This window comes from Pseudomonas sp. NPDC089428 (assembly GCF_044749325.1).
GTDB lineage: Bacteria > Pseudomonadota > Gammaproteobacteria > Pseudomonadales > Pseudomonadaceae > Aquipseudomonas.
On sequence record NZ_JBIVHT010000008.1, the window covers coordinates 205,216 to 230,305 of the forward strand.

Annotated in this window: 22 protein-coding genes; 9 read left to right on the top strand and 13 right to left on the bottom strand. The window is 64.3% G+C overall.

From position 1 onward, the window contains the following. Positions 1 to 133: 133 nt before the first annotated feature. From ACIPZ5_RS17290 to ACIPZ5_RS17330, 9 genes are all read right to left on the bottom strand, one after another. A complete protein-coding gene (locus ACIPZ5_RS17290) occupies positions 134 to 3,178 on the bottom strand; it encodes a multidrug efflux RND transporter permease subunit (protein ID WP_261941445.1) in 3,045 nt (1,014 codons plus the stop codon). A 13-nt stretch (positions 3,179 to 3,191) separates the two neighbouring features. Beyond that, entirely contained in the window at positions 3,192 to 4,340 is a 1,149-nt protein-coding gene (locus tag ACIPZ5_RS17295; protein WP_400809791.1) for an efflux RND transporter periplasmic adaptor subunit, read from the bottom strand. A 224-nt stretch (positions 4,341 to 4,564) separates the two neighbouring features. After that, on the bottom strand, positions 4,565 to 5,662 hold the full coding sequence (locus ACIPZ5_RS17300; protein WP_400809793.1) for a DUF1513 domain-containing protein: 1,098 nt from the start codon (positions 5,660 to 5,662) through the stop codon (positions 4,565 to 4,567). Positions 5,663 to 5,664: 2 nt separating this feature from the next. Next, positions 5,665 to 6,729 carry an imelysin family protein gene (locus tag ACIPZ5_RS17305; protein WP_261941442.1) on the bottom strand — a complete coding sequence of 355 codons (1,065 nt, stop codon included), beginning with the start codon at positions 6,727 to 6,729 and terminating at the stop codon, positions 5,665 to 5,667. A gap of 19 nt (positions 6,730 to 6,748) precedes the next feature. Beyond that, positions 6,749 to 8,176, bottom strand: coding sequence for a di-heme oxidoredictase family protein (locus tag ACIPZ5_RS17310; protein WP_400809795.1), 1,428 nt, complete (start codon positions 8,174 to 8,176; stop codon positions 6,749 to 6,751). 277 nt (positions 8,177 to 8,453) lie between these two features. Continuing rightward, the gene (locus ACIPZ5_RS17315) at positions 8,454 to 9,791 is read right to left on the bottom strand and encodes an imelysin family protein (RefSeq protein ID WP_400809797.1); all 1,338 of its coding nucleotides are present in this window, start codon (positions 9,789 to 9,791) and stop codon (positions 8,454 to 8,456) included. Between the two features lie 159 nt (positions 9,792 to 9,950). Beyond that, positions 9,951 to 12,002 (bottom strand): EAL domain-containing protein, encoded by a 2,052-nt coding sequence (locus tag ACIPZ5_RS17320; protein WP_343598734.1) that lies wholly within the window; start codon positions 12,000 to 12,002, stop codon positions 9,951 to 9,953. A gap of 237 nt (positions 12,003 to 12,239) precedes the next feature. Further along, entirely contained in the window at positions 12,240 to 12,836 is a 597-nt protein-coding gene (locus tag ACIPZ5_RS17325; protein ID WP_060508514.1) for a superoxide dismutase, read from the bottom strand. A 476-nt stretch (positions 12,837 to 13,312) separates the two neighbouring features. Continuing rightward, the gene (locus ACIPZ5_RS17330; RefSeq protein WP_313713708.1) at positions 13,313 to 13,912 is read right to left on the bottom strand and encodes a LysE/ArgO family amino acid transporter; all 600 of its coding nucleotides are present in this window, start codon (positions 13,910 to 13,912) and stop codon (positions 13,313 to 13,315) included. 104 nt (positions 13,913 to 14,016) lie between these two features. Between ACIPZ5_RS17330 and ACIPZ5_RS17335 the strand changes: the two genes are divergently transcribed. The 3 genes from ACIPZ5_RS17335 (at position 14,017) to ACIPZ5_RS17345 (ending at position 16,857) form a co-directional block, all read left to right on the top strand. Further along, positions 14,017 to 14,907, top strand: coding sequence for a LysR family transcriptional regulator ArgP (locus ACIPZ5_RS17335; RefSeq protein WP_343598733.1), 891 nt, complete (start codon positions 14,017 to 14,019; stop codon positions 14,905 to 14,907). 45 nt (positions 14,908 to 14,952) lie between these two features. Next, on the top strand, positions 14,953 to 15,948 hold the full coding sequence (locus tag ACIPZ5_RS17340) for an NAD-dependent epimerase/dehydratase family protein (RefSeq protein ID WP_400809799.1): 996 nt from the start codon (positions 14,953 to 14,955) through the stop codon (positions 15,946 to 15,948). A gap of 87 nt (positions 15,949 to 16,035) precedes the next feature. Beyond that, a complete protein-coding gene (locus tag ACIPZ5_RS17345; RefSeq protein WP_261941435.1) occupies positions 16,036 to 16,857 on the top strand; it encodes an ATPase in 822 nt (273 codons plus the stop codon). Between the two features lie 119 nt (positions 16,858 to 16,976). On the opposite strand, the gene ACIPZ5_RS17350 is transcribed toward ACIPZ5_RS17345, so the two are convergent. Together ACIPZ5_RS17350 and ACIPZ5_RS17355 are read right to left on the bottom strand one after the other, a co-directional pair. Continuing rightward, entirely contained in the window at positions 16,977 to 18,026 is a 1,050-nt protein-coding gene (locus tag ACIPZ5_RS17350; RefSeq protein ID WP_400809801.1) for an alkene reductase, read from the bottom strand. Positions 18,027 to 18,043: 17 nt separating this feature from the next. Then, entirely contained in the window at positions 18,044 to 18,346 is a 303-nt protein-coding gene (locus tag ACIPZ5_RS17355; RefSeq protein ID WP_261941433.1) for a helix-turn-helix transcriptional regulator, read from the bottom strand. 152 nt (positions 18,347 to 18,498) lie between these two features. On the opposite strand from ACIPZ5_RS17355, the gene ACIPZ5_RS17360 reads away from it, so the two are divergent. After that, the gene (locus ACIPZ5_RS17360) at positions 18,499 to 19,080 is read left to right on the top strand and encodes an ACP phosphodiesterase (protein WP_343598731.1); all 582 of its coding nucleotides are present in this window, start codon (positions 18,499 to 18,501) and stop codon (positions 19,078 to 19,080) included. Positions 19,081 to 19,162: 82 nt separating this feature from the next. Here the strand turns inward: ACIPZ5_RS17360 and ACIPZ5_RS17365 are convergent, their stop codons facing one another. Together ACIPZ5_RS17365 and olsB are read right to left on the bottom strand one after the other, a co-directional pair. Beyond that, complete coding sequence (locus tag ACIPZ5_RS17365; RefSeq protein WP_343598730.1) at positions 19,163 to 19,945, bottom strand: lysophospholipid acyltransferase family protein; 783 nt, start codon at positions 19,943 to 19,945, stop codon at positions 19,163 to 19,165. Then, positions 19,945 to 20,700, bottom strand: coding sequence for an L-ornithine N(alpha)-acyltransferase (olsB, locus tag ACIPZ5_RS17370; protein ID WP_343598729.1), 756 nt, complete (start codon positions 20,698 to 20,700; stop codon positions 19,945 to 19,947). Before olsB ends, ACIPZ5_RS17365 begins: the two co-directional genes overlap by 1 nt. Before the next feature lie 146 nt (positions 20,701 to 20,846). On the opposite strand from olsB, the gene ACIPZ5_RS17375 reads away from it, so the two are divergent. From ACIPZ5_RS17375 to ACIPZ5_RS17395, 5 genes are all read left to right on the top strand, one after another. Beyond that, positions 20,847 to 21,734 (top strand): acyl-CoA dehydrogenase family protein, encoded by an 888-nt coding sequence (locus tag ACIPZ5_RS17375; RefSeq protein WP_261941429.1) that lies wholly within the window; start codon positions 20,847 to 20,849, stop codon positions 21,732 to 21,734. Positions 21,735 to 21,900: 166 nt separating this feature from the next. Further along, positions 21,901 to 22,983, top strand: a complete 1,083-nt coding sequence (locus tag ACIPZ5_RS17380; RefSeq protein WP_400809803.1) for a serine hydrolase domain-containing protein — start codon at positions 21,901 to 21,903, stop codon at positions 22,981 to 22,983. After that, positions 22,980 to 23,276, top strand: coding sequence for an amidase (locus ACIPZ5_RS17385; RefSeq protein WP_343598727.1), 297 nt, complete (start codon positions 22,980 to 22,982; stop codon positions 23,274 to 23,276). Before ACIPZ5_RS17380 ends, ACIPZ5_RS17385 begins: the two co-directional genes overlap by 4 nt. Positions 23,277 to 23,320: 44 nt before the next feature. Beyond that, positions 23,321 to 23,902, top strand: coding sequence for a YceI family protein (locus ACIPZ5_RS17390; protein WP_261941426.1), 582 nt, complete (start codon positions 23,321 to 23,323; stop codon positions 23,900 to 23,902). Position 23,903: 1 nt separating this feature from the next. Next, on the top strand, positions 23,904 to 25,061 hold the full coding sequence (locus tag ACIPZ5_RS17395; RefSeq protein WP_400809805.1) for a phosphatidylserine/phosphatidylglycerophosphate/cardiolipin synthase family protein: 1,158 nt from the start codon (positions 23,904 to 23,906) through the stop codon (positions 25,059 to 25,061). Positions 25,062 to 25,090: the final 29 nt, after the last annotated feature.

The following is a 25,090-nucleotide window of genomic DNA, read 5'->3' on the forward strand; positions in this document are numbered from 1 at the left end:
GGCCTTTGTTTTTGTGTATGCCTTGCTGGCCCTTAGCGGCGTTCGAGGTCTAGAACCCGCTCCGCAGGTTCAGCACGGCTTTTGAGCACTGTGCGGTACCTGTGGGAGCGGGTTTACCCGCCAAGAGGTCGGATCAGGCGACAACAGCATCCTTGGTAGCCGACTTGTGTGCCAGCAGGGTGTAGATGCAAGGCAGCACAAAGAGGGTAAACAAGGTTCCGATCGACATCCCGGTGGCAATCACCGTGCCGATATCGAACCGGCTCACCGCGCCGGCCCCGGAGGCCAGAATCAGCGGCACCATGCCGAATACCATCGCCGCCGTGGTCATCAGTACCGGCCGCAGGCGAATGGCGGCCGCTTCCTCGATGGCCTGGCGAACGTTCAAGCCCTTTTCCTCGCGCAACTGGTTGGCGAACTCGACGATCAGGATGCCGTGCTTGCTGATCAGACCGATCAACGTCACCAGCCCCACCTGGGTGTAGATGTTCATGCTGGAAATGCCCAGGAACAGCGGTAGCAGGGCACCACAGATTGATAGCGGCACGGTCACCAGAATCACCAGCGGGTCGCGGAAACTCTCGAATTGCGCGGCCAGCACCAGAAAGATGATCGCCAGCGCCAGGCCAAAGGTCACCCACAGTGCGCTGCCTTCCTGCACGTACTGCCTTGCCGTCCCGGCATAGTCGAAGGCGAAGCCCTCCGGTGCCTCTTCCCGGGCGATCTCGCGTACCGTCTGCAACGCCTCGCCAATGCTGACCATTGGCACCCCTTGGATGATCGCCGAGTTCAATTGCTGGAACTGGTTGAGCTGGCGGGGGCGCGCGCGGTCACTGAGGGTGATCAGGGTCGACAAGGGCAGCAACTGCCCTTGTTCGTTCTTCACGTAGTAGTTGTTCAGCCAGCCGGCGTTGTCCCGATAAGGCCGCTCGACCTGGGCAATTACCTTGTAGCTGCGGCCCTCGAGGGTGAAACGGTTGATTTCCGCCTCCCCCAGCAGGGTGGCCAGGGTACCGCCCAGCGCATCCATCGAAACGCCCATCTGCGCTGCCTTGGCCCGGTCGATGTCGACGACCACCTCGGGCTTGTCGAAAGCCAGGTCGATGTCGAGGAAGGCGAACTTGCCCGATTCCTGGGCCCGTTGCTTGACCCGCTGGGCGACTTCCAGCAGGGCAGGGTAGTCGCCGGCGGTGTTGATCACGAACTGGAACGGCAGGCCCTCACCGGTGCCCGGCAATGAAGGCAGGTTGAAACCGAAGATCTGCAGCCCGCCGATCTGCTCGAGCTTGGCCTGGACCAGCGGCAGCAGCTCCATCTGCGTGCGCTTGCGTTCGTTCCAGGGCTTGAGCAGGAAGCCGCCGATGCCGCTCTGCACACCATTGAAACCGTTGATCTGGAACGACGAGTAGTACTCGGGGAAGCTCTTGAACAGCGGGGTGAACTGGTCGGTGTAGGCGTTCAGGTAGTCGAGGTTGGCCGGCTGCGGCGAGCTGCTCATCATGAAGATCACGCCCTGGTCTTCGTTGGGCGCCAGTTCGTTCTGGGTGAACTTGAGCAGCACCGGGATCAGGCACAGGATGATCACGGCGAACACCAGCACCACCGGGCGGCTGTCGAGGGTGGCGTGCAGCAGGCGTTGGTAGCGCACCTTGAGGCCTTCGAACAGCACGTCCAGGCGATGGGCCAGGCCGCTGGGGTTCTGCTCCTGGCGCAACAGCAGGGCGCACATCATCGGCGACAAGGTCAGGGCGACAATGCCGGAGATGACCACCGCGCCGGCCAGGGTCAGGGCAAACTCCTTGAACAGCGCGCCGGTAAGCCCGGTGAGAAAGCCGATGGGGGCGTAGACCGCCGCCAGGGTGATGGTCATCGACACCACGGGCATGGCGATTTCACGGGCGCCTTCCAGCGCTGCATCGAAGGGTGACTTGCCTTCCTCCATGTGCCGGTGGATGTTCTCCACCACCACGATGGCATCGTCCACCACCAGGCCGATCGCCAGCACCATCGCCAGCAGCGTCAGCAGGTTCAGCGAGTAGCCCATCATCTGCATGAAGAACAGCACGCCGATCATCGACAGCGGAATGGTCACCACCGGGATCAGCACCGAGCGCAGGGCACCGAGGAACAGGAACACCACCACGATGACGATCAGCACCGCTTCGCCCAAGGTCTTGATCACTTCGTCGATGGAGGCCTGGATGAACAGCGTGGCGTCGTAGGCGATCGATACCTTCAGCGCTGACGGCAGCTGGCTTTCCAGCTCCGGCATGATGCGCCGCACTTCCTTGATCACGTCCAGCGGGTTGGCCGCCGGGGTGGCCTTGATGCCGATGTAGACCGATGGCGTACCATCGAACGAGCTGACCGTGTCGTAGTTTTCCGCACCCATCTCCACCCGTGCCACGTCGCCGAGCAGCACCCGGCTGTCACCGGACACCTTGAGCGGCAGCGCGGCGAAGGCTTCGGCGGACTTCAGCTCGGTGCTGGCGTTGATGCTGGTGACCACGTACTCGCCCTTCACCTCGCCTGCTGCCGAGAGGAAGTTGTAGCGGCGTACGGCATTGGTCACGTCGGTGGCCGCAAGGCCGAAGCCGGCCAGCTTCACCGGGTCGATCCAGATGCGCATGGCGAACACCTGGTTGCCGAGGATCTCGGCCTCGGCCATGCCTGGCAGGGTCGCCAGCTTGGGCTGGATCACCCGCGACAGGTAGTCGGTGATCTGCGGGTTGCTCATCTCCTTGCTGTAGAAGCTGATGTACATCAGCGCCGAGGCATCGGCGGCCTCCTTGCTCAGGACCGGGTCTTCGGCGTCCTGTGGCAGCTGGTTGCGCACTTCGTTGGCCTTGGCCAGCAGTTCGGTGAACAGGCGGTCGCTGTCGGCGCCGATGCGTGCATAGATGGAAATCACCGAGAAGTTCTGCCGGCTGACCGAGGTCATGTAGTCGATGCCTTCGGCGCTGGCCAGGCTCTGTTGCAGCGGCTGGGTGATGTAGCCCTGGATGGTCTCGGCGTTGGCCCCGGGGTAGGCGGTGGTCACCGTGATCAGGGCGTTTTCCATTTTCGGGTACTGGCGGATCTGCAGTTTGTTCCAGGCCTGGAAGCCGAGCAGCAAAATCAGCAGGCTGACCACGCTGGCCAGCACCGGGCGGCGGATGAACGGATCAGTGAACGCCATGCCTGCCTCCTGCTCAGTCGGTGCGCGGTGTGCCCTGTTCGGGCTTTAGCGCGCTGTCCTGGCCAATGCGGATAGCCGCACCCGGGGTCAGCTTGAGCTGCCCGGCGGTGACCACCTGTTCGCCGGCCTTGAGGCCCTTGCTGACCACCACCACGCCATCGCGGCGCTCGCCGGTCTGTACGGTGCGTTGTTCGGCGCTGAGCCGGGGCTGGCCGTTGTCGTCGGTTTCCGGGTTGCCGTCCTTGTCCTTCTTCGGTGTGGCGACGTACACCGAGTTGCCGTAAAGGGTGTAGGTGATGGCGCTTTCCGGGACGACCACCTGGGGCTGCGGGTCGGGCAGCAGGATCAGCAGGTTGGCGAACATGCCGGGCAGCAGCTTGTCGTCCGGGTTGGCCAGGGTCGCGCGCACCAGCAGGTTGCGGGTGTTCTCATCGACCTTGGGGTTGATCGCGCTGAGGCTGGCCGGGAACGTCTGCCCCGGATACGCCGCCACCTGCACCAGCACCTGCTGGCCCAGACTCAGGTGCGGCAACGCCTGTTCCGGTACGTTGAAGTCGACGTACAGGCTGGACAGGTCCTGCAGGGTGGCGATCACTGTGCCGGCGGCCAGGTACTGGCCGATATCCACCTGGCGAATGCCGATGGTGCCATTGAACGGCGCGTTGATGCTTTTCTTGATCTTCTGCGCCTTGAGCTGCTCGACCACTGCCTGATTGCGCCGGTACTGGGAGGACAGGCGATCGAACTCGCCGCGGGAAATGGCGGCATCGCCGACCAGCTGGCTGCCGCGGCCGAAGTCGACCTTGGCCAGCCCCAGGTCGGCCTGGGCGGTGCCGAGCAGGGCGGTTTCCTGGTCGTCGTTGAGTTGCAGCAGCGGTTGCCCGGCTTTGACCTTCTGCCCGGAGTCGAAGTACAGGGCCTTGACGATGCCTTCGACTTCAAGGCTCAGCTCGACGCCCTGCAATGCCTTCAGGCTGCCTACGGCCGGCAGGCGCTCCTGCCACTGGCGCTGTTCGGCCGGGGCGGCGGCAACGGTGATGGGCGGCCGGGGGGCGGAGAACATCTGGATCTGTTTGTAGATCGAGAAGCCTTTGTATCCCCCCAGGGCCAGCACGATCAGCAGGACGACGGCCAACATGATGAGCATGCGGCGGCGTAGCATAAGTCCGGTTCCTTGGATGCGTGGTTGTTATTCGTTTTGACACGACAACGGGCGATCCTGCCCACGTGCGGATCAGGGAAGTATTGCAGAAGGGGGAGGGGATTGCCTGTGCCGGTCCGATCGCGGCTAAAGCCGCTCCTACAGGGACCGCGCAGTCAACGAGTTTGCGCGGTCCCTGTAGGAGCGGCTTTAGCCGCGAAGAGGCCAGTACAGCCCAGCAGAAATCAAACCAGGTGCAGGTGGTTGTCCCAGAACCCGGACGGCAGGTCCATCGGTTGCCCGATCAGTTCGGCCTTGCGGCAGTCGTAGAAGCGGCAACGGCCCTGCCCGGAGGTGACGACAAAACCATCCTTGACCGCGCCGACTCCGGCGCAATCGGGCATCGGTGCGTCGAGCTTCACCGCGCCGCTGTCCAGGTCCCAGACAAACAGGCGGTTGGCCCGCGGCGCGGTCAGCGCCACCAGGCGCAGGTCGCTGTGGATGGCGACGCTGGCGGTGTACTGGGCCATCGATTGCAGCTGGCGTTCGGCTACCGGGAAGGCCTTGAACGGCTCACCCGGGCGTTTGATCGCCAGCAGCTCGGCGGTCTCGTCGGCAGCCCCCATGAACTGCTGGCAGGCGGCGATGGTGCCATCGTCGCCCACCGCCAGGTGGCGCACGCTGTTCATCTGCTGGGCCAGGGTTTCCTTGCTCAGCAGGGTGCCGTCGCGCTGCATCAGTACCAGGCTCGGCTGCATGGCGTCGAGGTTCATCTCGACCCGGCTTTCGGCCTCGGTGCGGATACCGCCGTTGGCCACGACCAGGGTCTCGCCGTCCGGCAGCCAGGCCACTTCATGGGGGCCGATGCCATGGGTCGGGATCTCGCCGGTGTGCACCAGGCGTTCACCCTCGAAGCGGTAGACGCCGAGCACGCCACGGCCTGGGTCGGTGGTGTCGTTCTCGGTGGCATACAGCCATTCGCCACCCTTGTGGATCACCGCATGGCCATAGAAGTGCCGGTTCGGTTGCGAGGTGACGGTCTGCAGCAGGCGACCGTCGCGCAGGTCGACCAGGTAGCTTTCGGTGCCGGGGCGACGGGCGACGAACAGGGCGATCGGCAGCTCGGGGTGGTTGATGATGGCATGGCAACGCTGGGCGACCTGGGTGCTGAACACCTGGGTGCCGTCCAGGCGGAACCCGACCGCATAATGCCTGCCGTCGCCATCGTCACGCGCCGACAGCAGCAAGGGCTCGCTGCCTTTGTTGCGCAGCAGGCTCCAACCGCCCAGGGTCAGGGCGCTGAGCAATACGCTACCGAGTTTGAGGGCCTGGCGTCGCAGCATGATCAGTCACCGTCGTTGGCATTGAAGCCCAGCTGGATGTTCAGCGCCTTGGCCAGGTCGCCTTCATGCAGGCGGTGGACGGCGTTGAGGGCATCGTAGATCTGGTTGAGGGTCTGCTGCCCGGCGTCGTCGGCCAGCAGCTCGCCGAGGGTCTTCTGGTTGTCGGCCAGCACTTTGAGCGCCGTAGCGTAAGCGTCGTCGATCTTCTGCGCCAGGGCTTTCTGATCGCTGGGCAGCAGGCTGCGCAGGCCCTGATTGTCGACCCCGACCCACACTGCCTGGGCGGCCTTGAGGGTGGCTTCCAGGCTCTTCAGCGAGGAGTGGCTACGCCAGGCCTCGGCCTGCAGCGGCTGAGGAATGCCCTTGGTCTGGCGGCCCATCGGCGCACCCAGCTTCTTCTTCAAGGTATCCAGGGCGGTGACCTGGGAGCGCAGCAGGTCGGCGATCGCCTCGTGGGAGTCGGCGTAGCGCTGGTTGGGGAACTTGGTCATCTGCGACAGCATGCCGTCGGTGCTGTTCCAGGTCTTGAGGATATCCTCGGCCAGGCCCTTCTGGTGATCGGCGATGGCCACCAGCAGCGGGCAGTAGCGGGCCTTCTGCTCGGCAGTGGCGATGTCCGGCTTGCTGTCGAAGAGGATGTACTCGTAAGCCGACAGGCCGCGAACCACGACGCTGGCCTTGCCCAGGGCGGCGGCATCGACCGGCTTGTCTCCGTTGACCAGTTGCTCGACCTGGCGGCCGACCAGGTTCTTCTTGTCGGGCCAGAACTGTACTTGCCAGGCGCGGTTGCCTTCGGCCAGCGGTCCGACCAGCAGTGGTTGCAGTTCGGCCCAGGCCTTCTGCGCATTGAGGAAATCGGCGCGTGCGGTGTCCAGGCTTTCCTTGCCTTCACAGTAGGCCAGGGCGCTGGCGGCCAGCTGGCGGTCGGCTTCGACCCAGCGGCTATAGGTCGGCAGGATCACCTGCTTGGCGATGGCAGCGGAAGTCACTGCCTGCGGGTCCTGCGGCGAGCAGGCACCCAGGGCGAGTGCGGCGAGGCTGGTGAACAACAGTTTGGGTCGGAACATGCCCGGCTCCTTGCGCGTTTTAAAGTGAGTTCAGGAAGGCCAGCAACGCGGCGCGCTGCTCGGCATTGAAGGTCAATACATGGTCGCGCGCCGGCTGGGCTTCGCCGCCATGCCAGAGCACGGCTTCAAGCAGGTTGCGGGCGCGGCCGTCATGCAGGTACTGGGTGTGGCCGCTGACGGCTTCGGTCAGGCCGATGCCCCACAAAGGTGGGGTACGCCAGTCTTGGCCGTTGGCAGCGAATTCGGTGCGCTCGTCGGCCAGGCCTGGGCCCATGTCGTGCAGCAGCAGGTCGCTGTAGGGGCGGATCACCTGGTTGGCCAACTCCGCTTCGGCGGTGTTGGCGGCGGTGGTGAACTGCGGGATATGGCAGGCCTGGCAACCGGCCTGGAAGAACAGGTTCTTGCCGGCCAGCACTTGCGGCGCGCCGACGTCACGACGGGCAGGCACACCGAGGTTGCGGGTGTAGAAGGTGACCAGGCGCAGGATGTTGTCGCTGACTTCCTTCTCGTCGCCTTCGCCGTTGCCATTGGGCGCGGCCAGGCAGGCGACCTGGGCCGGTGTGCAGTCGTCCTTCGCTTGCAAGGTGCTGGTCAGGCCCATGTCGCCGTTGAAGGCGTGCACGTTCTGCTGATTGACGTTGGGCTGCCCGGCCTTCCAGCCGAAGCGGCCGATCACGGTCTTGCCCTGGGCTTCGTCCCAGACCCGGTTGGCGCGGCCGCGGATGCCATCGTGGTTGCGGTCGTCCGGGTCTTCGTTGGCCAGGATGTCGGCCTCGGGGATGGCTTCGAGCAGGCCCAGGCCGATCATTGGCGGGGCCACACGGGCCGAGAAGCGTGTGTCGGGGTGCATCGGGCCGTAGCCGAGTTGGGTGATCTGCAGGGTCGGGCGGCGCAGCTCGACCGGGTGGCCGTCCTTGAAGGTGACGGTCTGGGTGGTGTAGCTCACCCGCACCTTGCCCTCTGGTGCCACGCCGGGGATGGCCATGTCCTGCAACTGGGTGCCGTAGACGGGCTCGGGGACCACGCCGAGGCGCTCGATCACCTTGGCCAGGTAAGGCTGGTCGGGGATCGACAGGCGCACCAGCATGCCCACGGCATTGCTGTCGCCGGGCTCCGGCGGGTGGCCGCGGCCGTCACGCACGTGGCAGTTCTGGCAGGCCGTGGTGTTGAACAACGGGCCCAGGCCGTCACGCGCGGTGGTAGTGGACGGGGCGATCACCCATGGGCTGCGGAAGAAACTGTTACCCACGGCGAAGTCCAGGCGCCGCTCGGCCGAGAGGTTGGCCGAGGGCAGGGAAAACGCCTTGCGGTCGTTGCGCTGAACCGTTGCCTGGCCGCCAGACAGCGCTTCGCCGGGCTCGGCCTGGGTGAAACGCGGGGCGTCGTCACAGGCGGCAAGGGTGAGGGCCAGCAGCAGGGGGGAGAGTCGGGACAGCGACGAGGACATGCAAAATCCTGGGCGTGAGCGAAAAACCGGCGTGCAAGCTTAGCAGGACGGCGTTGTTTGAATAAGAGCAATTTGCAATTACCCGGGTGAAAAGGATGTGAAATTCCAGCATTTTCATGAACCTGTACCGGCCCCTTCGCGGGTAAACCCGCTCCCACAGGGACACCACAGTCCTCAGGTGCAGTGCAGTCCCTGTCGGAGCGGCTTTAGCCGCGAAGAGGCCGGCACAGAAAAAAGGCGACCCGAAGGTCGCCTCTTTGTGAACCGAAACGGCTGATCAGAATTCGTGATCGGCGGTGTCCGGGTTCAGGTTGGCAATACCCAGCTTGCCTGCAGCCTGCTCGATCGAACCGGTCTGCTTGACCAGCGAGGCGATGGCATCGCGCACGATCTGGTTGCCGGCAGCATTGTCGGCAGCGATCAGCTGGTCGTAGTGCTCGCCTTTGAGCGCGTGATCGACAATAACCTGGATCTTCGCTTCGGTGGCTTCGAGGTCGGCCTTGAGAGTGGCGTCCGCCGCCGGGTCGGCCTTGGCCACCAACGAGGACAGGCTCGGGCCGGTCAGCTTGGTGCCGTCGATACGGGTGTACTCGCCAAGGTAGACGTTGCGGATGCCCTTGGCGTCGTAGAAGTGCGAGTAGTGGGTGTTGTCGCTGAAGCAGTCCTGTTCGTCTTCTGGCGAGTTGGCTTCCAGCGAGACCTTCATGCGCTCACCGGCCAGTTCACCCAGCGACAGGCTGCCCATGCCGAACAGCATCTTGCGCAGGCCGTCGGCCACTGGCTCAGCTTCCAGGGTGGCACGGTAGTTGTCGGCGACGTTCGGCTCCCAGTTGCCGACCATCTCTTCGAGGTCCTTGACCAGCAGCTCGGTGACCGCCTTCAGGTAGGCACGACGACGGTCGTTGTGGCCGCCGGTGGCGCCTTTGCCTTCCAGGTAGTCGGACGCCGGGCGGGCGCCTGCACCTGGGCCGGTGCCGTTGAGGTCCTGGCCCCAGAGCAGGAACTCGATGGCGTGGTAGCCGGTGGCGACGTTGGCTTCGGAACCTGCCAGTTCGTTCAGGCTGGCCAGCTTCTCAGGGGTGATGTCCTTGACGTCGACCTTCTCTTCGCCGACCTGGATCTCGGTGTTGGCGATGATGTTGGCGTTGGCCGCCGGGTTGCCCAGGGCATGCTCGTAGCTCTTGTCGACGTAGTCGATCAGGCCTTCATCCAGCGGCCAGGAGTTCACCTGGCCTTCCCAGTCGTCGATGATGGTGTTGCCGAAGCGGAACACCTCGCTCTGCAGGTACGGAACGCGCGCGGCGGCCCAGGCCTCTTTGGCGGCCTTCAGGGTTTCGTCGTTGGGCTTGGCGAGGAACGCGTCGACGGCGGTCTGCAGGGTTTTTGCGGTGCTCAGCGCGTCGCTGTAAACGGCGTAGACCATTTCGGTGTAATGCTTGACCACGGCTTTGCCAGCCGCTTCGTCGACAGCCCCGGGCGCAGCAGCGGTGGTGCTGGCAGCAGCAGGTGCCTGAGCTTGCGGGGCGGCGGCCTTGTCATCCTTGCCTTCTCCGCAACCGGCGAGAGCGATGGCGATGGCCAGCAGACTGGCGGAGGCCAGAGGCATTCGAATCATTATTGGTTTCCTGCGTCGTGTGGTTGGACCATGGGGTTGGGCCGTGCGCCGTGGCGCGCGAAACGGCAACATCATGCGAAAGATTTGCATTTGCTGTAAAGGGGCGGGCGCGCAATTCATGTAAATGCGCGTCACGGCCTGTAATCGGAGGGGCAAGTGTTACAGCGCGGAGACCTGGTTGCGCTGTGCCTGCTTGAGGAAACTGGTCAGCTCGCGAGCCGACAGTGGCTTGCTGTAGTGGTAGCCCTGACCCTCATGGCAACCCTGGGCGATGATGTAGGTTTCCTGCTCGGCGGTTTCCACGCCTTCGGCGATCACCTGCATGCCCAAGCTCTTGCCCAGCTGGATGATGGCGCGAACGATGGTGGCGTCGTCATCGTCGTCGAGCAGGTCCTGGACGAAGCTCTTGTCGATCTTGATCTTGTCCAGCGGCAGCGACTTCAGGTAGCTGAGCGACGAATACCCGGTGCCGAAGTCGTCGATGGCAATCATCGCCCCGGAACGGCGCAGGCTCAGCAGGTGCTGGGCGGCGGTGCTGATGTCTTCCATCAGGCCGGTCTCGGTCACTTCCAGCTCCAGGCTGCGCGGCGGCAGGCGGTAGGCCTGCAGCAGGTTGTTGACCACCCGCGGCAGCTCGTTGTGGTGCAGCTGCACGGTGGACAGGTTGACCGCCATGCGCAGTTCGCTGAAGCCCATGTCATGCCATTCGCGCAATTGCCGACAGGCCTGGTCGAGCACCCACTCGCCGATGCTGATGATGCTGCCGTTCTGCTCGGCCAGCGGGATGAACTGGTCGGGCGGGACCATGCCCAGCTCCGGGTGTTGCCAGCGCAGCAAGGCCTCGACGCCGACCACGCGGTGGTCGCGGTAGCTGATCTGCGGTTGGTAGACCAGGTACAGCTGGTTGCGCGGCAGTGCTTCGCGCAGGTCTTTTTCCAGCTCGCGACGGCGGCGCATTTCGCTGTCGACGCTGGCAATGTAGAACTGGTAGCGATTGCGCGAGCGGGCCTTGGCCAGGGTCATGGTCTGCTCGGCCTTCTGCAACAGCTTTTCGGTGCTGTCGCCGTCCTCGGGGAACAGCGTGATGCCGATGGTGGCGCGCAGGCGGATCTGCTGGTGGTCGAGGCCGAACGGCAGTTCCAGGTCGTCGAGGATGCTCTGGGCCAGCTCGGCAGCCTCGTAAGGCTGCTCGATATTGGCCTGGACCAGGGCGAACTGGTCGCCACCCAGGCGTGCCAGGGCACCCAGGCGCCCACTGTGGGCGCGCAGGCGATCGGCCAGGGCCAGCAGCAGCTGGTCGCCGGTCTGGTAGCTGAACTGTTCGTTGATGCCCTTGAAGTCGTCCAGGCCTACGCACAGTACGGCCACGCGATGCTGCAGGCGGCCGGCGTCGGCGAGAATCTTGTCGAGCTGCTCCTGCAGTTGCTGGCGGTTGGGCAGGCCGGTGAGGAAATCGTACTGGGCCATGCGTTGCAGGCTGTTCTCGGCTTCGTGGCGCAGGTGGGTATTGCGCTCGATCGAGGCCAGCAGCTGGTTTGCGGTATTGACCCAGATACCCAGCTCGTTCTTCTCATGCCCCTTGAGCAGCGGGATCTGGTGCTGGCTGGGGCGGTCGGGGTTGATCTGGGTAAGGTGCTCGATAATCTTCGACAGCGGCTTGGTCAGCAGCCAGTGGTAGACCAGGTACAGCACCAGGCCCATGGCCAGGGCGCGCAACACCCCGGAAATGAAGATGATCACCGCATTGATGAGGAAGTCTTCGCCGTAGGACGAGGTGTCGAGGGTGATGCTCAGGTCGCCGTAGTACTCGCTGTACGGGCCGCGGCCGACCAGCTGGGTGGTATAGGTGCGCTCCTGGCCGAGGATCAGGTCGGTCAGCCAGCGCATCGACATGTCCTGCAGCGGGCGGGACTTTTCCGCCAGCATGGTTTCGTTGGGGTGGCCGATCGAGGCCATGCGCACCGATTCGTCCTGGAACAGGCCTTCCATCACCTGCATGCCCATTTCCCGGTCGAGGCTGTACACCGCTTGGGTCGAGGGGTCACGGAACATGTCGAGAATGCGTTGGGCGTCGTTGTTGACGGCCTGGCGGGTCTTGTAGGTGTCGTAGACGATTTGCGCGCAACTGAGGACGACGCCGACCGCCAGCGCCGAAAGGAGCACGACCCTGAGCAACTTGACCGATAAGCTGTTCCGCAATTCCAGCTTCAATGGGGTTTCCTTAATCCATGCGCATGGCATCATTTTGCCATTAACGTTGGCAATACACTATCGGCCGACCTTGGGTAGTGTATCGGTTGCCCGACCCTGCAACTTGAGTGCGCGCCATCAAACTTCCAGACGTTTGATGTTAGCGCGCTATGCGCACTGAGCAAGACTTTGGGGAAAAACGCTCAGGCACAAAAAAGCCCGGCATTGGGCCGGGCTTTTCGTTCAGGGCTGAATGAATCAGGCCTTGAAGGTCTTGCCTTCGAACTGTTCGGCAACGAAGGCCCAGTTGACCAGGTTCCAGAATGCCTCGACGTACTTCGGACGCAGGTTGCGGTAGTCGATGTAGTAGGCGTGTTCCCAGACGTCGCAGGTCAGCAGCGGGGTGTCGCCGCTGGTCAGCGGGCAGCCGGCGCCGATGGTGCTGGCCAGGGCCAGGGAGCCGTCAGCTTTCTTCACCAGCCAGCCCCAGCCGGAACCGAAGGTGCCAACCGAAGTCTTGGTGAACTCTTCCTTGAACTTGTCGAAGGAACCGAAAGCGGCGTTGATGGCATCAGCCAGGGCGCCAGTTGGCTGGCCGCCGCCGTTTGGCGACAGGCAGTTCCAGTAGAAGGTGTGGTTCCAGACTTGAGCGGCGTTGTTGAAGATGCCGCCCGAAGAGGCCTTGACGATCTCTTCCAGGGTCTTGCCTTCGAATTCGGTGCCTGGGACCAGGTTGTTCAGGTTCACGACATAGGTGTTGTGGTGCTTGTCGTGGTGATACTCCAGGGTTTCCTTGGAGATGTGCGGCTGCAGGGCATCGTGGGCGTACGGCAGCGGCGGCAATTCAAAAGCCATGGTGGATCTCCTGATTCAGGTCTGTTTGCGGTTTGCGCAAGGCCGATCACGGGCGGCCCGATGTACGTCGGCGAGTTTGTACTCTTTGCGACGCAAGGGCTGGATCATAGCACCGGGCCTTGCGCATAACCACGCAACAAAGATAGGGAATAGAGGTTCCAGAGCGGTTGGCGGTTGCCGACCGGTGGTGTTTGACTTGAGGCTTGTGTTGCCTGTGAGATCGAGCGCCGCCCGCGCGGCGCTTCGCGGGGCAAGCCCGCTCCCACATCTGTTTCGGGCCAATTATTCCTGTTTCCATTGGCGCGCGCCCCCTTGGTGCACGACGCGATATCGAAGGGTACAAACAAGGGCTCGCGCGCCAATGGTGGCAGGAGGTACTGGCCCGAAACAGATGTGGGAGCGGGCTTGCCCCGCGAAGCGCCGCGCGGGCGGCGCTCGATCTCACAGGCGCTGAAGATCTTGTGGCAGGCGCCAGGTCAGCTGAAGATCAACTGCGCCGCCACCGCGAACATCATCACCGCCACCATCAGGTCAAGCATCCGCCAGGTCGCTGGCCGTGCCAGCCAAGGTGCCAGCCAGGCCGCTCCGATCGCCAGGGTCGAGAACCACAGCAGCGAAGCGCTGGCCGCCCCGGCCACGTAGGCCCCAGGAGCAGTCTGCTGGGCACCGAGCGAACCAATCAGCAACACCGTGTCCAGATACACGTGCGGGTTGAGCAGGGTGACCGCCAGGGCACTCAGCAACACTGCCCGGCGCGAGCGCATGCCTTGGCCTTCCTGATGCTGCAGGCTCTGCTTGGAAAAGGCACTGCGCAGTGCCTTGGCACCGTACCAGAGGAGGAACACCGCGCCGCCCCAGCGGGCGATCGCCAGCAGCGTCGGGTTGTGCGCCAGCACTGTGGCCAGGCCGAACACCCCGGCCGCCACCAGGATGGCGTCACACACGATGCACAGCGCAGCCACCGGCAAGTGGTGCTCGCGGCGCAGGCTCTGGGCGAGAACGAAGGCGTTTTGTGCACCGATGGCCATGATCAGGCCGAAGGCCACCAGCATGCCGTTGAGATAGCTTTGCCACATGGCGCGTGCTCCAGGAATGAACTGCCGTAAAAGATGCTGGCCATTGTGGCAATCGACGCTGTATAAGAAAAACAAATAGCGCTGATCCGTCATTAGGAAAATCGATGTTCGACTACAAGCTGCTGGCTGCCCTCGCGGCGGTGATCGAGCAAGGCGGTTTCGAACGTGCTGCGCAGGTGCTGGGGCTGTCGCAGTCAGCCATTTCGCAGCGCATCAAGCTGCTTGAAGCGCGGGTCGGCCAGCCGGTGCTGGTGCGTGCCACGCCACCGAGCCCGACCGAGGTCGGCCGCCAGTTGCTCAACCATGTGCAGCAGGTGCGCCTGCTCGAGCGCGACCTGCAGCGCCAGGTACCCGCGCTGGACGCGGAAGGCATGCCCGAGCGCCTGCGCATCGCCCTCAACGCCGACAGCCTGGCGACCTGGTGGGCCGGTGCGGTGGGGGCATTCTGCGCCGAGCATCAGCTGCTCACGGATTTGGTGGTGGAAGACCAGGAAGTCGGCCTCAAGCGCATGCGCGCGGGTGAAGTGGCCGCCTGCCTGTGTGGCAGCGAGCGGCCAGTCGCCGGCGCACGCAGCCTGCCGCTGGGGGCCATGCGCTATCGCGCGCTGGCCAGCCCAGGGTTCATGGCGCGCTATTTCCCCCAAGGCTTCGCGGCTCAGCGCCTGGCCCGCACGCCGGCCATCGTCTACGGGCCGGACGATTTCCTGCAGCATCGTTACCTGGCATCGCTGGGGATCCAGGACGGTTTCCTGCACCACCTGTGCCCGTCGTCCGAGGGTTTTCTGCGCATGACCGAGGCCGGCCTAGGCTGGGGCCTGGTGCCCGAGTTGCAGGCCCGTGAGCAGTTGGCGAACGGCCAGTTGGTGGAAATCTGCAGCGATACCCCCATCGATGTGCCGTTGTACTGGCATCATTGGCGCAACGGCGGGCACCTGCTCGGGCAACTGACCGAACACCTGCGGCATACGGCACAGCACTGGCTGGTGCCCTTGTAGCGGCGGCTGGCGTCTGTTGCATCTGAAATCAAGGCGGAGTCATACATGCAAATTCTGGTCACCGGCGCGAGCGGCTTCATTGGCGGGCGCTTCGCGCGCTTTGCCCTGGAGCAGGGCCTGGCTGTACGGGTCAGCGGCCGGCGTGCCGAAGGCGTGGAGCACCTGGTCAAACGCGGGGCACAGTTCATCCCCGGCGACCTGGGTGACCCTGAGCTGGCCCGCCGCCTTTGCCAGGGTGTCGAGGCGGTGGTGCATTGCGCGGGCGCCGTGGGCAACTGGGGGCGCTACCAGGACTTCTATCAGGGCAACGTGGTGGTCACGGAAAATGTCGTCGAAGGCTGCCTCAAGGAGCATGTGCGGCGCCTGGTGCACCTGTCGTCGCCGTCGATCTATTTCAACGGCCGTTCGCGCCTGGGTATCCGTGAGGACCAGGTGCCGCGACGCTTCCACGATCACTATGCGCAGACCAAGCATATCGCCGAACAGAAAGTGTTTGGTGCCCAGGAGTTCGGCCTGGAAGTGCTGGCGCTGCGCCCACGCTTCGTTACCGGGGCCGGGGATGCGAGCATCTTCCCGCGTTTGATGCAGATGCAGCGCAAGGGCCGTGTGGCGATCATCGGCAATGGCCTGAACAAGGTCGACTTCACCAGCGTGCACAACCTCAACGAGGCATTGCTGAGTGCGTTGTTCGCCGAAGACCGCGCCCTGGGCCAGGCCTACAACATCAGCAACGGCCAGCCGCTGCCGTTGTGGGACGTGGTCAACTACGTGATGCGCCAGACGCAGTTGCCCCAGGTTACCCGTTATCGCTCCTATGGCCTGGCCTACAGCCTGGCCGCCTTGAACGAGGCCGCTTGCCTGCTCTGGCCAGGGCGCCCGCAGCCGACCTTGACGCGCCTGGGCATGCAGGTGATGAGCCGTGATTTCACCCTGGATATCAGCCGCGCCCGCCAATACCTGGATTACCAGCCCAAGGTCAGCCTGTGGACCGCGCTGGATGAATTCTGCGCCTGGTGGAAGCATCAACCGCTGGGGCAGTGAACCAGTACTGCAGTTGATGGTCATCAGTGCGCCGCGTGAGCGGTTTATACTCATGTCTCTTTGCTACCACCGCGGTTGAAACCACCTATGCGAAACGATGCCCACGACGATTTCGATGATGTACCTACCTTGCGGGCAGGTACCCCCGATGACGACGAATTGCTGCCCGCGCACGTCTCGCGCAACCGCCAGAAGGCCGCCAGGCCCGCCAGCACCGGGGCACTGTGGGCGTTGCTGGGGGCGTCGTTCATCGCCTTGGCGGGGCTGGGCTGGTGGAGCTTCCAGCAGATTTCGCTGATGGAGCAACAACTGGTGGCCACCCAGGAAAGTTTTGCGCGGATCAGCGAAGAAGCCGCCGGGCGTTTGCAGGCCATCAGCGGCAAGGTCGCTGCCAGCGAGTCGTCGAGTACCACGGGCAGCGAAGCGCTGAAGCTGCAGATCCGTCAGTTGCAGGCCAGCCTGGCCGAGCAGGGCAAGCAGCAGCAAGGTGTGGCGGGGCAGGCCGGTGACCTGGGCAAGCGCCTGGAGCAGGTGCTGGCCGATACCCGTGAGCAGCAGAAGGCGGTGACCGAGTTGCAGACCCAGCTGCAGGCACAGTTGAAGGCGGTGAACGCCGAATTGGCGGCGCTGAAATCGGGGCAGGTGGATGGTGGCAAGCTCGATGGCCAGCTGAAGAACCTGAGCGATGAAGTGGCTGCGCTGAAGAAGCAGGGCAACCAGAAAGCTGCGCTAGAAAGCCTGGAACAGGATGTGCTGGTGCTCAAGACCCAGATGGATAACCGCTCGCCGTCGTCGGGCGGGGCGACGGTGCAGGAGTTTGATGCGTTCCGTGGGCAGACCACGCGTAACCTCAATACCCTGCAGAGCCAGATCCAGAACCTGCAGCAGCAGATCAATTCCCGGCCTTGAGCATGCAGGGGGCTTTGCCCTCCTATCGCGACACAATGCAGCTCCTACAGAAATATGCGATCCCTTGCAGGAGCGGCCTTGTGTCGCGATGGGCCGCAAAGCGGCCCCGGCGATCTTGATTACAGGCGCGGGTAGTCGATGTAACCCACCGGCCCTTTGCCATAGAAGGTCTCCGGATGTGCCGCGTTCAGCGGTGCATCCGCCGCCAGCCGCGCCGGCAGGTCAGGGTTGGCGATGAACGGCACGCCAAACGCCACCGCATCCGCCTTGCCCGCCGCCAATGCAGCATTGGCACTGGCTTTGTCAAAGCGCTCGTTGACGATGTACGGACCGCCGAAGGCTTCCTTGATCAGCGGGCCAATGCTGTCGTCGGCTTCCTTCTCCCGCGAGCAGATGAAGGCAATGCCGCGCTTGCCCAGCTCACGCGCCACATAGGTGAAGGTTTCGGCGCGGTCGGCATCACCCATGTCATGGGCATCGGCGCGTGGCGCCAGGTGCACGCCGACGCGACCTGCGCCCCATACGTCGATGGCCGCATCGGTCACTTCCAGCAGCAGCCGGGCACGGTTTTCCAGCGAGCCGCCGTAACGGTCGTTGCGCTGGTTGGTGCTGCTCTGCAGGAACTGGTCGAGCAGGTAGCCGTTGGCGCCGTGGATTTCCACACCGTCGAAACCGGCAGCCTTGGCGTTCTCGGCAGCGCTGCGGTAAGCCTCGACGATGTCGGCGATCTCTTCGGTTTCCAGTGCGCGCGGGGTTGGATAGTCGCTCAGCGGGCGCACCAGGCTGACGTGGCCCTTGGGCTGGATCGCGCTGGGTGCTACCGGCAGCTCACCGTTGAGGTAGCTGGGGTGAGAGATACGGCCGACGTGCCACAGCTGCAGGAAGATGCGCCCGCCAGCGCCATGCACGGCCTTGGTGACATTGTTCCAGCCACGGACCTGCTCATCGTTCCAGATGCCGGGGGTGTCGGGGTAGCCGACGCCCATCGGCGTGACCGATGTCGCCTCGCTGAGAATCAGGCCGGCGCTGGCACGCTGCACGTAGTATTCGGCCATCAGCGCATTGGGCACGCGGCCTTCATCGGCGCGGCAGCGGGTCAGCGGAGCCATGATGATACGGTTGGGCAGTTGCACATCGCCCAGTTGGATCGGATCGAAAAGCGTGGTCATAACGGTTTCCTGCCTTGTCAAAGCGCTTGGCGCAGTTGTTCGAGGAACGCCTCGATGGTGGCTTCGTTGCGTTTGAAGAAATGCCACTGGCCGACCTTCTGGCTGCTGATCAGACCCGCCCGTTGCAAGGTGGCCAGGTGGGCAGACACGGTCGACTGCGATAGCCCGCAGCGCTGGTCGATCTGCCCGGCACAGACACCGTTTTCGATGCTGTGGTACTGGTCGGGAAACTGCGTTGCCGGGTCTTTCAGCCAGCTGAGAATTTCTCGCCTGACCGGGTGGGCCAGTGCTTTTATGATTTCGTCGAGATCGAGTGGCATGGGTTGAGGCTCGTGCTGTAGCGGTATATCGCGATAGGACGAAACGTACATCGGTATTTCGCGATATACAAATATGAAGTGGTTCTGAGCACAGTGCGAATCGCTATATCGCGTTATAACGATATACGCAGTGGGAGTGCTAGACTGCGTCCATGAACTACCTCGCACACCTGCACCTGGGCGGCCCGGCGCCGCAACAACTGCTCGGCAGCCTGTATGGCGACTTCGTCAAAGGTTCGCTGGAGGGGCGCTTCCCGCCTGCGCTGGAAGCGGCGATCCGACTGCACCGGCATATCGACAGCTACACCGACCAGCACCCCCTGGTACTGGCGGCGCTGGCGCGTTTTCCGCGGGAGCGGCGGCGCTTTGCCGGGATTGTCCTAGATGTGTTTTTTGACCATTGCCTGGCGCGGCACTGGGAGGATTACGCCGAGCAGCCGCTGGTGCAGTTCACCGGGGATTTTTATCGGGTGTTGCTGGCCGAGCCCGAGCTGCCAGGGCGGTTGGCTCGCATTGCGCCGTTCATGGCGGCGGATGACTGGCTGGGGGCGTATGGTGATTTTGCCACGCTGGAGCAGGTGTTCAACGGCATAGCCCGGCGCTTGTCGCGGCCGCAAGGGATGGCTGGGGTGATGGCCGAGCTGGAGCGGCTGTATGAGCCGTTGCTGGCGGACTTTCGCGAGTTCTATCCACAGCTGCAGGCGTTTGCTGCCGCAGGGCGGGGAGGGGCATGACGGTGTTGCTTCAGCGCCTGAGAGATCGAGCGCCGCCCGCGCGGCGCTCGATCTTACTGGCGCCACAACTTTCAAGGCGAAATCATGCAGCGCGTGCCTGACGTGCCACCGCCACTTCCTCAACCCCGAACAACGCCATGTGAATCGCCTGCTGGGCCTGAAACGCCAGCGCCGCACGTTCCTTTTCGACACTGCTGATCGGCTTCAACAGGTGAATGCACACCTCACCGCGCGGCTCGGCAAACAAGCGCATCAGGTGCGAAACCAGGTCATCGTCGCCAATGAACGGCGCAATCGGGTCTGCCTCGCCATTGCGCAGGTACTGAATGGCCACCGGCTGCACCGCCACGCCCTGATCAATGGCACCGGCCAGCAGGCGACCGTGGAAGGTGCGCAGCTGGCGGCCGTCGGTGGTGGTGCCTTCGGGGAAGATCAGCAGCGGCCGAGCCTGGCCCAGCTGCTCGCTGATCTGCTCGCGCAGGCGCTGGCCGTCACCGCCACCGCGGCGAATGAACAGCGTGCCGGCTTTCTCTGCCAGCCAGCCGGCCACCGGCCAGTGGCGGACTTCGGCCTTGGACAGGAACGACAGCGGCAGCAGCATGCCGAGCAGGGGAATGTCGGTCCAGGAAACGTGGTTGCTGACCCACAGCATCGGCCGTTGGGGCAGTTCACCGATCACCCGCACCTCGAAGGGCAGGGCGCCGACCAGGCGCCTCATGAACCAGCAGGACCAGCGCTGGCGAAGTTCGATGGACGCCTTGATCCCCAGGCGTTCGCCCACGGCGATGACGCCGGCCATGAGCATGCCGAGCGACAGCACCAGCAGCAGCCGCAAGAGGCGGGCGAGCACCCGCAGGCCAGGCATCAGACCGCTGCCTTGAAGTGGCGGGCGTAGCGCGGGCATAGGTCGTCACGCTTGAGCAGGATGAACACGTCGGCGACCTGAAAGTCCTCGTCCCAGCATGGCTCGCCGCAGATCTTCGCGCCCAGGCGCATGTAGGCCTTGAGCAGTGGCGGCATTTCGGCGATGACGTTGTTCGGCAGGGCCAGGTTGGGCAGCGGGTTCTTCGGCTCGGCGCGCAGGTGCTCGGTGCACAGGTATCGCTCGCGCAGGCGCTGCATGACCGCGTGGGCTTGCACACCGCCGTCCTGCATGGGAATGCTGGCGCAGCCCATCAGGTAGCTGTAGCGGCCTTCGTTGAGCACTTCGGCCAGTTCGCCCCAGAGCACGGCGATGGTGCCCCCGTTGCGGTAGTCGGGGGCGACGCAGGTGCGGCCCAGTTCGAGGATCGGGCCCTGCAATTGCAGCAGGCCGTGCAGGCTGAACTCTTCTTCGCTGTAGAAGCGCCCCAGGCTGCTGGCGGCCTGGTGGTCGAGCAGGCGGGTGGTGGCTACCAGCTCGCCGGTACTCAGGTCGCGCACGCCGATGTGGCGGCAATGAACGTCGTAGTCATCCATGTCCAGGCCCTGTTCGGCGCCTTTGAGCTTGGCCTTGAATTCCGCGCTGAAAACCTTGTAGCGCAGGGCCTGTGCTTCCTGCAGGGCCGCAGCGCCAACCAGGCGTTCGGCTTGCAGACGGCGTGCAGTGCTGTTGTCGCCAGCGTGAGCGATCCGAGTCATTACGAGTCTCCATAAGCCAGCCATGAAGGGTTGCGGCCGGTCGGCTTTGTTGTGCAAAGTCAGCCTAGGTAGGCGCGGTGTCACCCCTGTGAATCTTTGGTGATGCTTGCATGACACCCCAGCACAGCCCCTTGAAGGAGCGTCTAATGGCCTGGTTGCAACGACTCAACGACCCTCTCCGCCAGCCCCTGGCTGGCACCTTGGGCGAGACCTATGCCGCGCTGCTCGAGCGCCTTGGCGCGGTTGCCCCGTTCGAACTGGCGGTGCTGGGCGCACGTGCCATGGCCACGCCGGGCCTGGCGTTCCTCATCGGTTACCAGGCCGCATTGCGCGTGCTCTGGCCCAGTGCCCCCGCCAGCCTTGGTGCGCTGTGCGCCACCGAGCGGCGCAGCGTGCGCCCGGCGGACATGCATACCCGGCTGGTCGGTTTGCGCCTGAACGGCAACAAGGATTTCGTCACTGCCGGCCTAGACGCGGAATGGTTGTTGGTGGCCGCGCGCAGCGAAGCGCTAGGCGAAGCGCCACGGCTGAACCTGGCGGTGGTTTATCCGGGGGAGCCGGGGGTGACACTGGAGGCGTTGCCGACCCTGCCGCTGATGCCTGAAGTGGGGCATGCTCGCTTGCACTTGCAGGACGCGGCCTGCGAGCTGCTGGCTGGCGATGGCTGGGACGCCTATGTCAAACCGTTCCGTTCGCTGGAAGACCTGTACGTACTCACGGCACTGACGGCCTGGTTGTACGGCGTAGGGCAAGAGTGTGGCTGGCCGCAGGAGTTGCGCCTGCGTTTGCTGGGGCTGTTGGCGGGATGTGCCGAGGGCAGCCGGCAGTGCGCTGACAGCATCGGCTGCCACCTGCTGCTGGGGGGATTGTTTTCGCAGTTTCAAGAGCTGCGCGGGGCGATCGACAAGGCGCTGCTGGCGGGGCCGGAGCAGTGGGCGCAGCTGTGGCAGCGGGATCAGGGGGTGCTGGCATTGGCTACAGCAGCGCGAGAAAAGCGCCTGGCCAAGGCCTGGCTGGCAGCAGGGCTGTCATGAAAGCCTGAGAAACTGTGGGATCTTTCAGATTCTGGGGCTGCTGTGCAGCCCATCGCCGGCAAGCCCGGCTCCCACAGGTTCGGTGCAGTCCTGAAGCATTGCACTGGACCTGTGGGAGCCGGGCTTGCCGGCGATGGGGCGCGAAGCGCCCCCAACAAGGCCCCCCATGATAAAGACCCTGTTGGCAATCATCGGCCTGACCATCATGCCCGCCTGGGCCGAAGTCTGGCCCGAACCTGACTGGCCGATCGACGACACCGCCTTCGACTGGCAGGCCGTCGACGCTTATGCCTTCCCGGAGCCCAACGCCGGCGAACGCAGCGGCATTCGCACCGACGCCTTGTTGATCATCCGTGACGGTCGCATCCTTCACGAACGCTACAGCGCTCCCACCACTGCCAATACTGCCCATCTGACCTGGTCGGTCAGCAAGAGCGTGCTGGCCACTGTGCTGGGCGTTGCCCAGGGTGAAGGGCGGTTCCAGCTGCACGACCCAGCTGCGCGCTACTACCCACCGATGCAGGCCCACCCCGATGTGCGCTTGGCCGATCTGCTGCACTGGGCCAGTGGCCTGGACTGGCAGGAAGACTACGAATACGCGCCGTTGAAGTCCTCTGTCGTGGCCATGCTCTACACCCGCGGGCGCAACGACATGGCGGCCTACACCGCAACCCGTGCCAGTGCCGAACAGCCAGGCCAGCGTTTTCTCTATTCCAGTGGCGACAGCAATGTGCTGGCCGCCGCGTTGCGCGGCATGCTCGGCACCGCTAGCTATGCCGACTACCCCTGGCAGGCGCTGTTCTCCCCGCTAGGCATCGACAGCGCAGTCTGGGAGCGTGACGGCGCCGGTACCTTGGTCGGCTCTTCCTACCTCTATCTCAGTGCCCGGGACCTGGCGCGCATCGGCTTGCTGATGCAGCGCGATGGCCGCTGGCAAGGTCGGCAGCTGCTGCCAGCGAGCTGGGTGGCCTTCAACCGCACTTTGTTCACTCAGGCCACTGCAGTGCCCGGCGAAGCCAACCCGGGCGGCCATTGGTGGCTTAACCTGCCATTGCCGGGAGGCCCGACACCATGGCCCGACGCCCCGCCAGACACTTACGCCGCACTCGGCCACTGGGGCCAGGCGCTGTATATCGTGCCGTCGCAGAAACTGCTGATCGTGCGCTATGCCGATGACCGCGACGGCAGTTACCGCCACAACGAACTGCTCAAGCGGGTGCTGGCGGCGCTGGCCAAGGAGGGCGCATGAAGCGCGTGCTGTTGCTGCTGATCGTCGCCTTGCTCGGCTGGGCCTGGCTGGAGCGCCAGGCGCTGGCGGACTTCCCGGGCATCCTTTCGGCCTATTCGGCCAAGGAGTACTGCTCGTGCCGCTTCGTCATGGGTTTCGACGAGGCCTATTGCCGAGGGTATGTGCAACAATGGTTGCCCCTGGGCCGGCTGGAGGAAGACGGCCCGCAACGGCGGGTCAGCGCCGAGGGCCTTGGCCAGCGCAACCAGGCGGCCTGGCAGGGCGCGCAGGCCGGCTGCCGCTTGCTGCCATGAGGGCAGCCGGGTAAGGTTGGCGGTCAAGTTTCACGAGACCTGTCATGTTCAAGCTGCCCCGTCTTCTGCCTGCACTGCTGCTGGCTTTGTGCCTGCCCGCCCATGCCAACTGGCACCTCGATGGCGAGTCTTCACGCCTGTCATTCGTCACTGGCAAGAACGGTGATACCGCCGAGGTGCATCGCTTTTTGGTGTTGCACGGCACCGTCAGCCGCAAAGGCTCGGCTGAGCTGAGCATCGAGATGGACTCGGTGAGCAGCGGCATTCCGCTGCGCGACGAGCAGATGCGCGACAACCTGTTCGAGGTGGCGCGCTTCGCTGAGGCGAGCGTGAAGGCGCAGATCGACCTGCGGCCGCTCAACGACCTGGCCGATGGTGCGCAGATCGAACTGCGTCTGCCGCTGACCGTCACCCTGCATGGCCAGTCGCACAGCTACAACGCGCTGTTGCTGGCCACCCGCCTGGATCAGCGGCGCTTCCAGGTGGTGACCCTCGAACCCCTGGTGCTGCGGGCCTCTGACTTCGGCTTGCTGCCAGGGCTGGAAAGCCTGCGCAAGTTCGCCAGGCTGAAATCCATCAACCCGTCGGTACCGGTCAATGCGGTACTGATCTTCAACGCCCGCTGACATGCCGGGGCCGGTCTTCCCCTGGCGGGGTGGCAATGAATTCGAACTGCTGATCGACGGCCCTGAATTCTTCCCGCGCATGCTCCAGGCGATCGAGCGTGCCGAGTTCCAGGTCGACCTGGAGTTGTACCTGGTCGAGGCAGGTGCCTGTGCCGAGGCGGTGGTCGAGGCGCTGGAGCAGGCGGCACGGCGCGGCGTGCGGGTGCGGTGCCTGTTCGATGACTATGGCTCGCTGGCCTTCACTGCGGCGTTGCGCCAGCGCCTGCTGGAGGCCGGTGTGTACTTGCGCTGGTACAACCGGCTGCGCTGGAAGCGTGGTTTTCGCAACCTGTACCGCGACCATCGCAAGCTGTTGCTGGTGGATGAGCGCTGGGCCGTGGTGGGGGGGACGGGCGTCACCGACGAGTTCTGGACGCCAGGCGAGACAAGCAGCGCCTGGCACGAGGTGATGGTGCAGATGCAAGGGCCGGTGGTGGCCGACTGGCAGTTGCTGTTCGACCGCCAATGGCAAGCCAACAACCGCCGCACCGCCTGGCGCCCGGCCGAGGGGTTTGGCCTGCCGCGCTTGCCCAAGGTGCCGGTGCAAGGCCAGGGCATGGGCCGGGTGGCCTATGCCGACGCCCGCCAGCACCAGGACATCCTGCATTCGCTGGTTCGGGCGATCAACAGTGGCAAGCAGCGGGTATGGCTGGCCACGCCGTACTTTCTGCCGACCTGGAGCGTGCGCCGGTCGTTGCGCCGGGCCGCCGGCAAAGGCGTCGACGTGCGCTTGCTGTTGACCGGGCCGCGCACCGACCACCCTTCGGTGCGTTATGCCGGGCACCGCTATTACCCGCGCTTGCTGCGTGCGGGGGTGCGCATCTACGAATACCAGCCGTGTTTCCTGCACCTGAAGATGGTGCTGATCGACGATTGGGTCAGTGTCGGTTCGTGCAACTTCGATCACTGGAACCTGCGCTTCAACCTGGAAGCCAACATCGAGGCACTCGACCCACCCTTGACGGCCGCCGTGCAGGCCAGCTTCGAGCGGGATTTCGCCTTGAGCGAGGTGGTCGACCTTGATCACTGGCACGCCCGGCCGCTGTGGCGTCGGGTGAAGCAGCGGGTGTGGGGCTGGCTGGACCGGCTGGTGGTCAACTTGCTCGACCGGCGCGACTGAGAGCGGCTATCGTGCAGTGACTGTCCATA

Excerpts from the sequence above, each read along its gene's own strand:
- ACIPZ5_RS17365 (WP_343598730.1), bottom strand. The coding sequence starts at position 19,945 with ATGCCTGGCCTGCGGGTGCTCGCCCGCCTCTTGCGGCTGCTGCTGGTG.
- ACIPZ5_RS17290 (WP_261941445.1), bottom strand. The coding sequence starts at position 3,178 with ATGGCGTTCACTGATCCGTTCATCCGCCGCCCGGTGCTGGCCAGCGTG.
- ACIPZ5_RS17315 (WP_400809797.1), bottom strand. The coding sequence starts at position 9,791 with ATGATTCGAATGCCTCTGGCCTCCGCCAGTCTGCTGGCCATCGCCATC.
- ACIPZ5_RS17380 (WP_400809803.1), top strand. The coding sequence starts at position 21,901 with ATGATAAAGACCCTGTTGGCAATCATCGGCCTGACCATCATGCCCGCC.
- ACIPZ5_RS17295 (WP_400809791.1), bottom strand. The coding sequence starts at position 4,340 with ATGCTACGCCGCCGCATGCTCATCATGTTGGCCGTCGTCCTGCTGATC.
- ACIPZ5_RS17390 (WP_261941426.1), top strand. The coding sequence starts at position 23,321 with ATGTTCAAGCTGCCCCGTCTTCTGCCTGCACTGCTGCTGGCTTTGTGC.
- ACIPZ5_RS17375 (WP_261941429.1), top strand. The coding sequence starts at position 20,847 with ATGGCCTGGTTGCAACGACTCAACGACCCTCTCCGCCAGCCCCTGGCT.
- ACIPZ5_RS17350 (WP_400809801.1), bottom strand. The coding sequence starts at position 18,026 with ATGACCACGCTTTTCGATCCGATCCAACTGGGCGATGTGCAACTGCCC.
- ACIPZ5_RS17310 (WP_400809795.1), bottom strand. The coding sequence starts at position 8,176 with ATGTCCTCGTCGCTGTCCCGACTCTCCCCCCTGCTGCTGGCCCTCACC.
- olsB (WP_343598729.1), bottom strand. The coding sequence starts at position 20,700 with ATGACTCGGATCGCTCACGCTGGCGACAACAGCACTGCACGCCGTCTG.
- ACIPZ5_RS17345 (WP_261941435.1), top strand. The coding sequence starts at position 16,036 with ATGCGAAACGATGCCCACGACGATTTCGATGATGTACCTACCTTGCGG.
- ACIPZ5_RS17300 (WP_400809793.1), bottom strand. The coding sequence starts at position 5,662 with ATGCTGCGACGCCAGGCCCTCAAACTCGGTAGCGTATTGCTCAGCGCC.
- ACIPZ5_RS17355 (WP_261941433.1), bottom strand. The coding sequence starts at position 18,346 with ATGCCACTCGATCTCGACGAAATCATAAAAGCACTGGCCCACCCGGTC.
- ACIPZ5_RS17360 (WP_343598731.1), top strand. The coding sequence starts at position 18,499 with ATGAACTACCTCGCACACCTGCACCTGGGCGGCCCGGCGCCGCAACAA.
- ACIPZ5_RS17340 (WP_400809799.1), top strand. The coding sequence starts at position 14,953 with ATGCAAATTCTGGTCACCGGCGCGAGCGGCTTCATTGGCGGGCGCTTC.
- ACIPZ5_RS17325 (WP_060508514.1), bottom strand. The coding sequence starts at position 12,836 with ATGGCTTTTGAATTGCCGCCGCTGCCGTACGCCCACGATGCCCTGCAG.
- ACIPZ5_RS17305 (WP_261941442.1), bottom strand. The coding sequence starts at position 6,729 with ATGTTCCGACCCAAACTGTTGTTCACCAGCCTCGCCGCACTCGCCCTG.
- ACIPZ5_RS17395 (WP_400809805.1), top strand. The coding sequence starts at position 23,904 with ATGCCGGGGCCGGTCTTCCCCTGGCGGGGTGGCAATGAATTCGAACTG.
- ACIPZ5_RS17385 (WP_343598727.1), top strand. The coding sequence starts at position 22,980 with ATGAAGCGCGTGCTGTTGCTGCTGATCGTCGCCTTGCTCGGCTGGGCC.
- ACIPZ5_RS17330 (WP_313713708.1), bottom strand. The coding sequence starts at position 13,912 with ATGTGGCAAAGCTATCTCAACGGCATGCTGGTGGCCTTCGGCCTGATC.
- ACIPZ5_RS17335 (WP_343598733.1), top strand. The coding sequence starts at position 14,017 with ATGTTCGACTACAAGCTGCTGGCTGCCCTCGCGGCGGTGATCGAGCAA.